Below are 13,731 nucleotides of genomic sequence, written 5' to 3'. Positions count from 1 at the left end.
ATGGAAACGGTTGGCTCGACACCACCGGACCTACCGAGGGCCTTCCCTCACCTCAACCCGACACGCCGCCACACCCCAAATCTCAAACACTCACTAAGAAGGGGCCCTTCCTATACCGAATGCGTTAAGAGAGGGCCCTTCCTTCCCGCGGTGAGGGCGTCGGCGAGCGCGGGGACGTCCGCCTCGTCGAGCGCGCTCACCGAGACGCGCACGGCGGGGGCGGCGGCGATCCGGTACAGGCTGCCGGGGGCGAGCGACCACCCGGCGTCGCGCAGCGTCGTGATCGCCACCGTCTCGTCGGGCACCGGCACCCAGACGTTGATCCCGGTACGCCCGTGCGCTGTCACCCCGCGCGCGGCGAGCGCTGCAACCAGCCCGTCGCGCCGCCTGTCGTAGCTGTCCGCCGCGCGCCGTACCAGCCCGGCGGTGGCCGGGTCGCGCCAGAGCGACACGACCAGCCGTTGCAGCACAGTGGAGACCCAGCCGGCACCGACCCGCGCCCGCCCGGCCACCCGGGCCACCGTGGCCTCGTCGCCGGTCAGCACCGCGAGCCGCAGGTCGGGCCCGTAGGGCTTGCTCACCGACCGGACGAAGGCCCACGCCGGGGTCGCCCCGGCGAGCGGATGCAGGGGTACGCGGGCCAGCTCGGCGGCGTGGTCGTCCTCGATCAGCAGCAGGTCGGCCCGTCCGGCGAGCAGCGTCCGCAGCGCGCCGGCCCGGTCGGCGGAGACGGCGGCGCCGGTCGGGTTCTGCGCCCGGCTGGTCACCACGAGCGCCCGGACGCCGGCGGTGAGCGCCGCCCGGACGCCGCCGACTGTGGGGCCGTCGTCGTCCACCGGCACCCCGACGGTACGCAGCCCGAGCGCGGCGATCAGGTCGAGCAGGTTGGCCCAGCCCGGGTCCTCCACCGCCACCGCGTCGCCGGGGCGCAGGTGGGCCGCGAGCAGCCGTTCGATGCCGTCGAGCGCGCCGCCGGTGACTGTGAGCGCGCCGGCCGGCACGCGATCGGCGGCGAGCCGGTCCCGGGCCAGGGCGGCCAGGTCGGGCAGCACGGCGTCGGTCGCGTACCCCCCGGGGGGTCCGATCTCGGTGGCGAGCGCTGCCAGGTGCGGGCCGAGCGGGGGCAGCAGCCGGGGGTCGGGCTGGCCGGCGGAGAGGTCACGGCCGCCGGGCAGCGGCGGGGGCAGCAACGCGGCGCGGCGACCGGCGACCGGCGGGCGGGGGCGGACCCGGGTGCCGTGCCGGCCGGCGGTCGCGACCAGGCCACGTTGCCGCAGTTCCTGGTACGCCTTCGCGACTGTGGCCGGGCTGACGTCCAGCTCGGCGGCGAGCGCGCGGACGGCGGGGAGGGCGTCGCCGGGGGCGAGATCGCCGGTGCGGATGCCGGATTCGACGCTGGCCGAAATCGCGGCGGAGGTGGAACCGGCGATCTGATAATGTGCTGCCACAGTTTGGAGATTGTACTAGAACAAAGGTGGGATGTCACGTGTACGCCCCGACCGAACGCACCACCGCCACCCGCACCCGCGACCGGATGCACTACGACCGGGCCACCGCGCACGCGCTGCTCGACGAGGCGTACCACTGCGCGCTGTCGTTCACCGTGGACGGCGAGCCGCGCATCCTGCCGACCCTGCACGTGCGCATCGGAGACACGCTCTACCTGCACGGGTCCACCGGCAGCCGGCCGCTGCTCGCCGCGCGGGGCGAGGCCGGGCTGAGGGTCTGCGTCGCCGTCACCCACCTCGACGGGCTGATCTACGCCCGCTCCCAGTTCCACCACAGCGCCAACTACCGGTCGGTGGTGGCGCACGGCACCGCCCACCTGGTCGACGACGCCGGCGAGAAGGCCGCGGTGCTGACCGCGCTGGTGGAGAAGGTCGCCGCCGGCCGGTCCGCCGACAGCCGCCCGCCGAACCGGCGCGAACTGGCCGAGACCGCCGTGCTGGCGCTGCCGCTGCGCGAGGTGTCGGTACGGATGCGCACCGGCGGCGTCAACGACGAGCCGGCCGACGAGGCGCTGCCGTACTGGGCCGGTGTGGTTCCGCTGCGGCTCACGCCGGGCCGCCCCGAACCCGCGCCCGGGGTGGTCGCGCCGGTGCCGGCGTACCTGCGTGCGGCCCGCTCGCCGTGGCACGAGCCGGCGGTGCTGCGCGGCGAGCACGTCGTGCTGGAGCCGCTCGACCTCGCCCACGCCGACGAGCTGTACGCCGCCACCGCCGACCCGGAGGTGTGGCGGCACCTGGGCGGCACGCAGCCCGCCGACGCCGCCGGGATGCGCCAGGTGGTCGCCGCCTACCTGGACGCGCAGGAACGCGGCGAGCAGGTGTGCTGGACCCAGCGCTGCGCCGTCACCGGTGCGGTGATCGGCACGACCTCCTACCACGAGATCGACCCGGTCCGCCGGTCGGTGGCGATCGGTTACACCTGGCTGGGCCGCCCCTGGTGGCGTACCGGCGTCAACACCGAGGCGAAGCTCCTGCTGCTGGGCCGGGCCTTCGACGACCTGGACGCGGTCCGGGTGGTCTGGCACACCGACATCCGCAACGAACGCTCGCAGCGGGCCATCGAACGGCTCGGCGCGAGCCGGGAGGGCGTGCTGCGCCGGCACAAGCAGCGCGCCGACGGCTCCTGGCGGGACACCGTCCAGTACTCGATGCTCGCGCAGGAGTGGCCGAAGGCACAGGTCAGCCTGCGGGAAAGGCTTCGCCCGACGGCACCCGCGGCGTCATGATGTCCGGCGTGCTGGGGATCACCGACATCTGGACGTACGTGCTGGGCACCGTGGCGATCGTGCTGCTGCCCGGCCCGAACTCGCTCTTCGTGCTGGCCACCGCCGCCCGCCGGGGCGTCGCCACCGGTTACCGGGCCGCGGCCGGGGTGTTCGTCGGCGACGCGGTGCTGATGGTGCTCTCCGCCGCCGGGGTGGCCTCGCTGCTCCAGGCGTATCCGCCGCTCTACCTGGTGATCAAGTACGCCGGCGCGGCGTACCTCGGATATCTGGGGCTGGCCATGCTGCGCGGCGCGTGGCGGCGCTGGCGCGACCGCAACGACCCGGCCACGCCGCGCCTGATCGACGAGGTGGAGCCGGCGGAGCAGCGGGAGCCGTTCCGCCGGGCGCTGGTGATCAGTCTGCTCAACCCGAAGGCGATCCTGTTCTTCGTCTCGTTCTTCATCCAGTTCGTCGACCCCGGGTACGCGTGGCCGGCGCTGTCGTTCCTGCTCCTCGGGCTGATCGCACAGGTCGCGAGCGCGCTCTACCTGACCGTGCTGATCTTCACCGGCACGTACCTGGCGGCCCAGTTCCGGCAGCGCCGGCGGCTCGCCGCGAGCGGCACGACTGCCGTCGCGGTGCTGTTCCTCGGCTTCAGCCTCAAGCTCGCCGCCGGCTGAGGTGTAAGGAAGGGCCCCTTCTTAACGCCTCCGGTAGAGGAAGGGCCCCTTCTTAACAACGCACACGCACGCGCACACGCGCGTGCACGCTCACGCGCTCACGTGCCGTCGCCGCCTCCGCCACCACCGCCGATGCCCGCGCCGCCGGCCGTACCCCCGAGGCCGTAACCAGGCGCGACCGGCCGGTCCGGCGGGCGGCTGACGTGCGCCGACTCGCGGATCGTGGCCGACCAGTCGGCGTGCGCGGCGGCGGCCGCGTGCCTGTCGATGGCGTGCCGCAGCCAGCCGTCCACAGTGGCCACCCAGTCGCGCTCATCGGCACCGGCGTGCCAGACCCGGAACCGGCTGATGCTCTGGTGGGTGATCCCGGCCAGGGAGAGCCGCCGGTCCAGCCAGAGCAGCACCTCCACGCCGGCCGAGTCGGTCAGCATGATCATTTCGAGTTCGGTCATCGGGCCGGCGTAGAGCGGGGCGGCCCAGAAGCCGTACCACTGCTGGAACGGCAGCGTCTGCTCCACCCCCGGCAGCCGTCCCTCGCGCAGCCCCGCCTGGCGGATCGCGAAGCCGAGCGTGTCCAGCGCGGCGAGCACGTGCTCCTGGGAGGGCAGCGGGTGGATCAGCACCGGCACCATCGCGCCCTGGTCCACCTCCGGGTCCACCGACACCTCGGTACGCAGCCCGGTACGCAGGCTCAGCAGCGGCACCCCGCCGTACGTGGTCACCGGCGACTCCCACGGCAGCGGCACGGCGAACTCGACGGCCCGCCGCCGTCCGGCCGGCACCACGAACCGGCCCGCGATCGTCCACGTCTGGAACTGCACCAGGCGGCGCGGCGCCTCCGGGTCCTCCGGTTCGACCTGGGTGACCAGGCCGAGCCGGATGTGCCGGACCGGCACGTCCGAACCGCCGGCGGCAAGCGTCACCCGGCCCGGCAGGCGCAGGCCCGGCCGGGTGCTCGGGTTGGGCAGCGTGGTGCTCACCGAGAGCCCGGTCCAGGCGGAGTCCCGCGACACGCCGGTCAACCGCATGCCGGGGCTTTCCCGCTGCCCGCCCGGCCATGCCCGGCCGGAACGGACGCCGGCCCGGCGAAGTGGTTGTCCCACCTCGCCAGGCCGGTACGGATCACGACGGTCAGCGCATCCGGCGGCCTCGCGGCACCGGGTCGGTCTCGTCGTCGAACTCGCCGATGACCTCCTCCAGGAGGTCCTCCAGCGCGACGAACCCGATCGGCCGGGTCGGCCCGCCACCGTTGCTCACCAGCGCGAGCTGCGCCTGCCGCGCCCGCATGGCGGCCACCGCCTCGGTCACCGACGCCTCGGCCGGCAGCGTGAAGGCGCTGGTCATCAGCTCCTCCGCGGTCGCCGGGCGGCCGGTGGTGACGGCGCGCACCGCCTCGCGTACGTGCACCAGGCCGCACACCTCACCACCGGTGTCGACCACGGCGAGCCGGGACCGGCCGCTGTCGCGGGAGACGTGCTCGATCCGCTCGGCGGTCTCGCTCCGGCCCACCGTGACGATCTGGTCGAACGGCTCCATGACCTGGGCGACTGTGGTGCCCTGGAGTTCCAGCATGCTGGTCAGCAGCTGGTGCTGCTCGGCGCCGAGCAGCCCGTGCTCCCGGGACTGCTCCAGCAGGATGCGCAGCTCGTCCGGGCCGTGCACCTGGGCGAGCTGGTCCTGCTGCTGCACCCCGAACAGTCGCAGCATCGCGTTCGCGAGCCCGTTGAGCAGGGACAGCACCGGCCGGGCGATCCGGGCGAACGCCCGGAACGGCAACGCCAGCAGCATCGCGGACCGCTCCGCGTCGGTGATCGCCCACGACTTCGGGGCCATCTCGCCGACCACCAGGTGCAGGAACGTCACGAGCGACAGCGCGAACACCAGCGCCACCACGTGGCTGACCGCCTCGGGCAGGCCGACCGCGTGCAGCAGCGGGCTGAGCAGGTGCTCGATGGCCGGTTCGGCCAGCGCGCCCAGACCCAGCGTGCACAGCGTGATGCCGAGCTGCGCGCCGGCCAGCATCAGACTCAGCTCGCGGACGCCGTCCAGCGCCGCGCGGGCCGCCCGGCCGCCACCGGCCGCCGCCTGCTCCAGCCGGTACCGCTTGGACGCGACGAGCGCGAACTCGGCGGCCACGAAGAACCCGTTGAGCGCCAGCAGCACCACGGAGGAGAACAACGCGAATCCGGGGCTCATGCGGAACCCTCCCCGGACACGGAGGCGGCGGGCCGCAGCCGCACCGAGTCGGCCACGTGCCGGTCCACCGCCAGCACCTCGACGAGCACCCGCGGGCCGCCGGCCGGCTCGTCGCCGTCAGTGGCGACCGGGATCTCCAGCCGGTCACCGACCTCGGGCACCCGGCCCAGCTCCCGCATCACCAGACCGGAGAGCGTGTCGTACTCGGGCGCCTCGGGCAGTTCGATGCCGGTGCTGTCGGCGACCTCGTCGATGCGCCAGCGCGCCGGGACCACCCAGGAGCCGTCCTCCTGCCGGGCCGCGGCCCGGTCCGGCGGGTCGTCCTCGTCGCGGATCGGCCCGACCAGTTCCTCGGCCAGGTCCTCCAGCGTGATCACGCCGGCGAAGCCGCCGTACTCGTCGACCACGCAGGCGAGCTGCCGGTGCCCGGACCGCAGGCGGTCCAGCACCGTCGGCAGCGGCAGCGTCTCGGGCACCAGCAACGGGGGTACGGCCACCGCGTCGACCCGGGTGGTCGCGCGCTGCGCCGGGGGCACCCCGAGCACGTCAGCGATACCGACCACGCCGACCAGGTCGTCGACGCCCTCGGCGCCGCTCACCGGGAACCGGGAGTGGCCGGTGTCGAGCAGCTCGACGATCCGGCTGACCGGCTCGTCGGCCCGGATGGTGTGCACGTCGACGCGCGGCACCATCGCCTCCCCGGCGGTCAGCTCCCGGAAGTCCAGACCCCGGTCCAGCAGGTCGGACATCTCGGCGTCGAGGTGTCCCTCCTCCCGGGACTCGGCGATGATCTGTTCCAGGTCCTGCGGGGTGGCGCCGCTGGGCAGCTCCTCGATCGGCTCGATGCCGATGCGGCGGAGCAGCCGTACGGCGGCCCGGTCGAACAGCGTGATCAGCGGACCGGCGATCTTCAGGTAGATCAGGGTGGACCGGGACAGCGCCCGGGCGAGCGGTTCGGCCCGCGCGATGGCCAGGTTCTTCGGGGCCAGCTCGCCGAGCACCATCTGCACCACTGTGGCGATGATCAGGGCGAGGGCCACCGACAGCGGCAGCGACACCGAGCTGGACAGCCCGGCCACGCCGAGCAGGTCGGCCAGCCCGGCACCCAGGTACGGCTCGGCGACGTAACCGACGAGCAGGGCGGTCACTGTGATGCCGAGCTGCGCGCCGGACAGCATGAAGGAGAGCCGCCCGGTCACCTCCAGGGCCCGGGCCGCGGCACGGTCGCCACCGTCGGCGAGCTGCTTGAGCTTGCCCCGGTCCACGGCGACGTAGCCGAACTCCTGGGCCACGAAGTAACCGGTGGCGGCGGTGAGGACGGTGATGAGAAGGAGACCGACGAGGATCAACACGGGAGGTTCAGTGCTCCCGGGGTCGTCGGGGAGGGAATTCGCCGGGTATTACCCGGCCGGCTACTGCTGCCCTCCGGGGCAGGAGAGTCGATCATGCGGCCCATTTTATCGGTACCCGCTGGACGTTCGCTGAGGGTGCCGGGAAGCCTCCCGCACGTCCGGTTCAGCGTCCGGCCAGCTCGTCGGCGTCCAGCAGCGTCCGGTCGACCCGCCCGGAACGGTACGCGGCCCGTCCGATCATCTGCGCGGCCACCGGCGCGGTGGAGAGCTGGAAGATCGCCACCAGGACCAGCATGCCCAGATCCGAGGGGGTACGCAGACGCAGCGCCAGCCCGGCCAGCAGCAGCAGGACGCCCAGCACCTGCGGCTTGGTGGCCGCGTGCATCCGGTCCAGCACGTCCGGGAAGCGCACCAGCCCGATGCCGGCGACCAGGGCCAGCACCGCCCCGACCAGCAGCAGCACCCCACCGACCCAGTCCGCGACGGCGCTCATGCCGAGCCTCCTTCCGTTCGCGACTGCGGGGCTCGCAGAACCGGCTCACTCCTCGCGCTCACAGGGAGCCTCCTTCCGTTCGCGACTGCGGGGCTCGCAGAACCGGCTCACTCCTCGCGCTCACGCTTCAGCCCGGACCGCGAAGCGCACCAGCGACACCGAACCGATGAAGCCGAGCAGCGAGAGCACCACCAGCACGGGCAGCGTGGTGGCGTGCCGGTTCACAGCGGCCTCCGCCCCCACCGCGGCGAGCATCGCCGACAGCAGCAGGTCGGCGCCGACGACCCGGTCGAGCAGGGACGGGCCCCGGTAGATCCGGGCCAGGGCGAGCAGCGCGGTGGCCGAGAGCAGCACGGTCAACGCGACGGCGAGAAGGACTGTCACTGATGGTTCCTCCGTTCGGCGGGTTCGAGGTCGAGCCGGCGTACCTCGTCGGGAGATCCGATGGCGCGGACGATGCGCCGTTCGACGGCGAGCACGCGCTGGCGGCTCTCGGCCAGGTCGTCGGGTCCGCGTACGTCGAGCACGTGCACGTAGAGCACGCCTGCGGCCCGGTCGACGTCGAGGATCAGCGTGCCCGGCACTAGCGAGATCACCTCGGCGGTGAGCGCCAGGTTGAGATCGGTACGTACGCGCAGCGGCACCGCGATGATCGCGCCGCGCGGGCGGTAGCCGAAGCGCAGCGCCACGGCTGCTACGTGCACGCTGGCGCTGACCAGCTCCGCGACGAACGTCGCAGCGAACACCAGCAGCGCGCGGGGGCGTACCCGGCCACCGAACGTGACCGGCGGCAGCGGGAAGAACAGCAGCACCGCCACACCGATCACCAGGCCGGCGACCAGGTTGCCCCAGGACACGTCGCCCCACAGCAGCATCCAGGCGACGACCAGCCAGCCGAGCGCGACCGCCTGGTCCCGCCGCCGCCCGCCCCGCCCCACGGTCGGCACCGGCGCGTCCGGGGCGGGCACCGCACGGGGTACGCCGGCGGGATCACCGGTCGCGCCCCCGCCCGGGGGCAGGTCGTCGGTCACGGCACGTCCCGGGGCAGGACCGCCCGCACGTACGGGGTGCGCTCGCGCAGGTCGGTGGCCGCGTCAGCGGTGACCTGGAACAGCGGCCCGGCCGCCAGCGTGAACAGCACGCCCAGCGCCACCAGGGCGGTGGTGGCCCCGACCATCATTCCGGGCAGCCGGGCCGGCGGGGTGGTGGTGGCCAGCCGGGGCGCCCGCCAGAACGCGATGTTCCACACCCGGGAGGCCGCGTAGAGCGTGAGCAGGCTGGTCAGCGTGCCGGCCGCGACCAGCACGGCGGGCAGCGTCCCGCCTGCGGCCACGCCGGCCTGGAGCAGGCCGAGTTTGCCGAGGAAGCCGGAGAACGGCGGGATGCCGGCGAGGTTCATCGCGGGGACGAAGAAGAGCACGCCGAGCATCGGGGCGATCCGCGCCAGGCCGCCGATCCGGCGCAGGTCGGTGCTGCCGGCGCGTTCCTCGACCAGGCCGGCGACCAGGAACAGCGTGGTCTGGATGGTGATGTGGTGCACCACGTAGAAGATCGCCCCGGACAGGCCGGCGACGCTGCTCAGCGCCACCCCGAAGATCATGTAGCCGATGTGGCTGACGAGCGTGAAGGACAGCAGCCGCTTCAGGTCCGACTGGGCCACCGCGCCGAGGATGCCGACCACCATGGTCAGCCCGGCCACCACCATCAGCAGCGTGGCGACCTGGCCGCCGGGGAACAGCAGCGTCTCCGTGCGGATGATCGCGTACACGCCGACCTTGGTGAGCAGGCCGGCGAAGACCGCCGTGACCGGGGCGGGCGCGGTCGGGTAGCTGTCCGGCAGCCACGCCGACAGCGGGAACACGGCCGCCTTGATCCCGAACGCGAGCAGCAGCGTCAGTTGCAGGGTCAGGCGTACGCCGGACGGCAGCGCGTCCAGCCGGCCGGCGAGCTGCGCCATGTTCAGCGTGCCGGTGGCCGCGTACACCAGCCCCACGGCGGACAGGAACAGCAGCGACGACAGGATGCTGACCACCACGTACGTCGACCCGGTCCGCAACCGCACCTCGGTGCCGCCCAGCGTGATCAGCACGAAGCTCGCGGCCAGCAGGATCTCGAAGCCGACGAACAGGTTGAACAGGTCCCCGGCCAGGAAGGCGTTCGTCACGCCCGCGGTCAGCACCAGGTACGTGGGGTGGAAGATGCTCACCGGCGCGGTCTCCCCGGTCTCCCCCCGGCCCTGGCCGATCGAGTAGAGCAGCACGCACAGCGTCACCGCCGAGGAGACGAGCACCATCAGCGCCGCCAGCTGGTCCGCCACCAGCACGATGCCCACCGGCGCCGGCCAGCCGCCCACCTGCACCACCACCGGCCCGAACCGGTACGCCTGCACCAGCAGCACCGCCGCCACCACCAGGACGCTGGACAGGCAGAGCACGCTTATCGACCGCTGCAGGCGGGGCCGGCCGGACAGCAGGAGGGTGAGCGCCGCGCCGAGCAGCGGCACCACCACCGGCAGCGGGACGAGGGCGCTCATGGTTTCTCACCGTCCCGGTGCAGCCGGCGGCGCGCCGGCTCCGGGTCGACCTGTTCCGGGTCCTCGTCCGGGCCCTCGCCGCCGAGGTCGGCCGTGGACACCTCGTTGCTCTCGGCGAGCCGGACGATCTGCCGGTCCTCCAGGTCGTCCTGCACCTCGTCGTCGCCGCTGGTGTACCAGCTCCGGTAGGCGACAGCGAGCAGGAACGCGGTCAGCCCGAACGTGATCACCACGGCGGTGAGCACCATGGCCTGCGGCAGCGCGTCGCTCATCTCGCTCTGCGACGCGGAACCGACGAGCGGGGCGGCGCCGGACCGCCCGCCGAGCAGGATGAGCAGGTTCACGCCGTTGCCGAGCAGGATGATGCCGAGCAGGATCCGGGTCAGGCTGCGTTCCAGCAGCAGCGTGACACCGGCGGCGACGAGCACCCCGACCGCCAGCACCAGCACCAGCGTCGGCCCGGCCGCCCCGCGCGTCACTGCGGCACCTCTGTTCGCGACTGCGGGGCTCGCAAACCCGGCTCACTCCTCGCGCTCACGGAACCACCTCTGTTCGCGACTGCGGGGCTCGCAAACCCGGCTCACTCCTCGCGCTCATGAGGGGCCCTCGCGCTGGACGACCAACCCGCGCCCCGCCTCGCCCGCGGCCTCCACGTGCCGGTCCACCTCGGCGCCCAGGCTCCGCAGGATGTCCAGCACCAGCCCGACCACCACCAGGTACACGCCGATGTCGAAGAACAGCGACGTGACCAGGTAGAAGTCACCGACCACCGGCAACCACAGGTTGACCTTGACGCTCTGGAGCACCTCACCGGTGAGCGCCAGGCCGAGCACGCCGCTGCCGACCGAGATGCCCAGGCCCGCGCCGAGCACCGTGCCGGCCCCGACCGGCGCCGCCTCGGCTAGCTCGTACCGGCCGCCGGCTAGGTAGCGCAGGGCCAGCGCGAGGCCGGCGACGAGCCCGCCGGAGAAGCCGCCACCGGGGGCGTTGTGCCCGGAGAAGAGCAGGAACAGCGAGAAGATCAGGACGGTGTGGAAGATCAGCCGGGTGACCACCTCGAACACGATCGAGCGCCGCCGTTCGGGCAGCGTCTGCCCGCCGCGCAGCCACACCGTGCGCCGGTCCCCGGCGCGCAACGCGGCCGGTGGGGGACGGCGGGGACGCGGCCCGGTGCGGGACCGCTCGTAGATCAGGCTGGCCACCCCGGTCGCGGTGACCACGAGCACCGAGATCTCCCCCATCGTGTCCCAGGCCCGGATGTCGACCAGCGTCACGTTCACGACGTTGCGGCCGTACCCCTCGATCAAGGCCAGGTCCGGGAAGTCGGCGGAGATCGACGGCGCTCGCCGTGCCCCGGCCGCGGCCAGCGCCAGACCGGCCATCACCACACCGGCGGCGATCCCGATGCCGCGGCGGACCCAGCGGCTGCGGCGCAGCGGCCGCGCCGAGAAGCGCTCCGGCAGCCGACGCAGCACCAGCACGAACACGGCGATCGTCGCGGTCTCCACCAGGAACTGGGTCAGTGCCACGTCCGGCGCGCCGTAGAGGACGAACATCATCGCGGTGCCGTAGCCGGTCACGCCGACGAGCAGCATCGCGGTGAGCCGGCGGCGCGCGCCGACAGCGAGCAGCGCGGCGACCGCGATCACCACGCAGACCACGAGCTGGGCCGGGTTGTCCCAGGGCGCCAGGTCGACCCGCCACGGCGTGGTGGCGATCATCGCCCCGCCCGGCACGAACACCAGCACGAGCAGCACCGTGCCGAGGTACTGCGGCAGCGAGCCGCGCTGGGTGGCGCCGGTGACCTCGATGGCGAGCCGGTCGAAGGCGTGCGTCACCCACTCGTACCCCTGGTTGCCGCCCACCGGCGAGCGCAGCCGGGCCAGCGCGGGCGCCAGCGGGCCGCGGACCAGGTGCAGCACCACACCGCCGGCCAGCACGAGGGCGGACAGGCCGAGCGCCGCCGTGGGTCCGTGCCAGAGCGCCAGGTGCTCCTCGACCGGTCCGAACAGCTCGGCGTACGGCTCGAACAGGCCGCTCAGCCACCCGGCCGCCGGACCGGCGGCGAGCCCGGCCACGGCGAGCAGCGCCGGGGGTACGAGCATCGCGGCGGGCGGGCGGGCCAGCTCGGTGTCCGGCGTGCCGGGCCGGGTGCCGAACGCGCCCCAGAGGAACCGGATGCTGTACGCGACGGTGAGCGCGCTGCCCACCACCAGCACGGTCAGCACCAGCGGATCACCGGTGAACGCGGCGAGCGCCGCCTCCTTCCCGACGAACCCGAGCAGCGGCGGCACCCCGGCCATCGAGGCGGCGGCCAGCGTGGCGACGACGGCCAGCACCGGCGCGGTCCGTCTGACCCCGGACAGCTCCCGCAGGTCACGGGTGCCGGCCTCGTGGTCGAGGATGCCGACGACCAGGAACAGTGCCGCCTTGAACAGGGCGTGTGCCGCCAGCATCGCCACCCCGGCCAGCGCCGCCTTCGGGGTGCCCGCGCCGAACACCACTGTGAGCAGGCCGAGCTGGCTGACCGTCCCGTACGCCAGCAGCAGCTTCAGGTCGGTCTGCCGCAGCGCCGCCCAGCCGCCGATGACGAGCGTGACCAGTCCGGCGACCACGGTGACCGGCCGCCACCCGTCGACCGGGGCGAGCACCGGGCCGAGCAGTCCGATGAGGAAGATGCCGGCCTTCACCATCGCCGCCGCGTGCAGGTACGCACTCACCGGCGTCGGGGCGGCCATCGCCACCGGCAGCCAGGCGTTGAACGGGAACACCGCGGACTTCGCCAGCGCCCCGGCGAGGATCAGCAGCACGGCGACGACCAGGTACCCGCCGCCGGGCAGCGGCGCCGCCGCCACCGCCGACCACCGGTAGCCCCCGGCGTGGTGGCCGAGCAGCAGGAACCCGACGAGCATTGCCAGCCCGCCCAGCGTCGTCACTGTCAGCGCCTGCGCGGCGGCCCACCGGCTGGACCGGCGCTCGGTGCTGTGCCCGATGAGCAGGTACGAGAAGACGGTGGTCAGTTCCCAGAACACGTAGAGCAGCAGCAGGTCGTCGGAGACGACGAGGCCGAGCATCGCCCCGGCGAAGGCGACCATGACGGCGGCGAAGCGGGCCAGCCCGGTGGACCCGGGCGGGAAGTAGCGGGCGGAGTAGACCAGCACCAGCGCGCCGACGCCGCCGACGAGCAGCAGCATCAGCCAGGACAGCGTCGTGACGCGCAGCGCCACGTCGAGCTGGAGCTGCGAGATCCAGGGGTACGTCTCGACCACCGCGCCGCCGTCGCGTACCGCCCCTGTGTGCGCCGCCGCCCAGACCGCTGTGGCGGCCGGGGCGAGCGCCAGCATCAGGCAGGCGCGCGGACCCCACCGGCGGACCAGCAGCGGGGCGAGCAGCGCCGCCACCAGGTGCACGATCAGCAGGACGAGCACGCGTACTCCCGGTCGAGGTGACAGCGCGCGAACACGCTGGTGTCACAACCGATCACACGCCACAGAGGCACCGAACCGGGCGGTTTTCCCCAAAACCCACCCTTACCTCACCGGCCCACCCGACGTGCGCCCGCCCCGTCGCCCGGTGATCAAGGAGTTCGTGTCCGGAACCGCGCCGGAACCCACCGCAAACTCCTTGATCACCGGAGCGGTGGGGGTGAGGAGGGGTGGTGGGAGGGGTGGGGATGCTCCTATAGAAGTCAAGCGGTGTTGAGGGTGGTGAAGTCGGCGAGGAGGGCGGTGTGGATCTCGCGGACGATGTAGCGCTTGAGGCAG

At 73.4% G+C, this 13,731-nt stretch carries 12 protein-coding genes; 2 read left to right on the top strand and 10 right to left on the bottom strand.

Features of this window, described 5'->3' with window-relative positions:
* Positions 1 to 110 precede the first annotated feature (110 nt).
* The gene (locus tag FB455_RS33485; RefSeq protein ID WP_145755774.1) at positions 111 to 1,448 is read right to left on the bottom strand and encodes an aminotransferase class I/II-fold pyridoxal phosphate-dependent enzyme; all 1,338 of its coding nucleotides are present in this window, start codon (positions 1,446 to 1,448) and stop codon (positions 111 to 113) included.
* Positions 1,449 to 1,486: 38 nt separating this feature from the next.
* Between FB455_RS33485 and FB455_RS33480 the strand changes: the two genes are divergently transcribed.
* On the top strand, positions 1,487 to 2,734 hold the full coding sequence (locus FB455_RS33480) for a bifunctional pyridoxamine 5'-phosphate oxidase family protein/GNAT family N-acetyltransferase (RefSeq protein ID WP_145755773.1): 1,248 nt from the start codon (positions 1,487 to 1,489) through the stop codon (positions 2,732 to 2,734).
* Entirely contained in the window at positions 2,731 to 3,393 is a 663-nt protein-coding gene (gene leuE / locus FB455_RS33475) for a leucine efflux protein LeuE (RefSeq protein ID WP_013284720.1), read from the top strand. The genes FB455_RS33480 and leuE overlap by 4 nt, the downstream gene beginning before the upstream one ends.
* Positions 3,394 to 3,491: 98 nt before the next feature.
* Here the strand turns inward: leuE and FB455_RS33470 are convergent, their stop codons facing one another.
* The 9 genes from FB455_RS33470 to FB455_RS33430 all read right to left on the bottom strand — a co-directional run bounded on the left by FB455_RS33470 (position 3,492) and on the right by FB455_RS33430 (position 13,395).
* Entirely contained in the window at positions 3,492 to 4,421 is a 930-nt protein-coding gene (locus FB455_RS33470; protein WP_013284719.1) for a sporulation protein, read from the bottom strand.
* Positions 4,422 to 4,524: 103 nt separating this feature from the next.
* On the bottom strand, positions 4,525 to 5,589 hold the full coding sequence (locus FB455_RS33465) for a hemolysin family protein (protein ID WP_013284718.1): 1,065 nt from the start codon (positions 5,587 to 5,589) through the stop codon (positions 4,525 to 4,527).
* Positions 5,586 to 6,941: a hemolysin family protein gene (locus FB455_RS33460; protein ID WP_013284717.1), complete on the bottom strand. Its 1,356-nt coding sequence runs from the start codon at positions 6,939 to 6,941 to the stop codon at positions 5,586 to 5,588. The genes FB455_RS33465 and FB455_RS33460 overlap by 4 nt, the downstream gene beginning before the upstream one ends.
* 163 nt (positions 6,942 to 7,104) lie before the next feature.
* On the bottom strand, positions 7,105 to 7,434 hold the full coding sequence (gene mnhG / locus FB455_RS33455; protein ID WP_013284716.1) for a monovalent cation/H(+) antiporter subunit G: 330 nt from the start codon (positions 7,432 to 7,434) through the stop codon (positions 7,105 to 7,107).
* 120 nt (positions 7,435 to 7,554) lie between these two features.
* Positions 7,555 to 7,818, bottom strand: coding sequence for an MrpF/PhaF family protein (locus tag FB455_RS33450; protein WP_013284715.1), 264 nt, complete (start codon positions 7,816 to 7,818; stop codon positions 7,555 to 7,557).
* On the bottom strand, positions 7,815 to 8,465 hold the full coding sequence (locus FB455_RS33445) for a Na+/H+ antiporter subunit E (RefSeq protein ID WP_145755772.1): 651 nt from the start codon (positions 8,463 to 8,465) through the stop codon (positions 7,815 to 7,817). Before FB455_RS33445 ends, FB455_RS33450 begins: the two co-directional genes overlap by 4 nt.
* Positions 8,462 to 9,967: a Na+/H+ antiporter subunit D gene (locus FB455_RS33440; RefSeq protein WP_091329593.1), complete on the bottom strand. Its 1,506-nt coding sequence runs from the start codon at positions 9,965 to 9,967 to the stop codon at positions 8,462 to 8,464. The genes FB455_RS33445 and FB455_RS33440 overlap by 4 nt, the downstream gene beginning before the upstream one ends.
* Complete coding sequence (locus tag FB455_RS33435; protein WP_145755771.1) at positions 9,964 to 10,446, bottom strand: Na(+)/H(+) antiporter subunit C; 483 nt, start codon at positions 10,444 to 10,446, stop codon at positions 9,964 to 9,966. The genes FB455_RS33440 and FB455_RS33435 overlap by 4 nt, the downstream gene beginning before the upstream one ends.
* Positions 10,447 to 10,560: 114 nt before the next feature.
* Positions 10,561 to 13,395: a Na+/H+ antiporter subunit A gene (locus tag FB455_RS33430; protein WP_145755770.1), complete on the bottom strand. Its 2,835-nt coding sequence runs from the start codon at positions 13,393 to 13,395 to the stop codon at positions 10,561 to 10,563.
* Between the last annotated feature and the right edge of the window lie 336 nt (positions 13,396 to 13,731).

The organism is Micromonospora sp. CNZ296, from assembly GCF_007827635.1.
The sequence above is the reverse complement of the archived record's forward strand: the minus strand, read 5'-3'. Positions and strand labels throughout refer to the sequence as shown.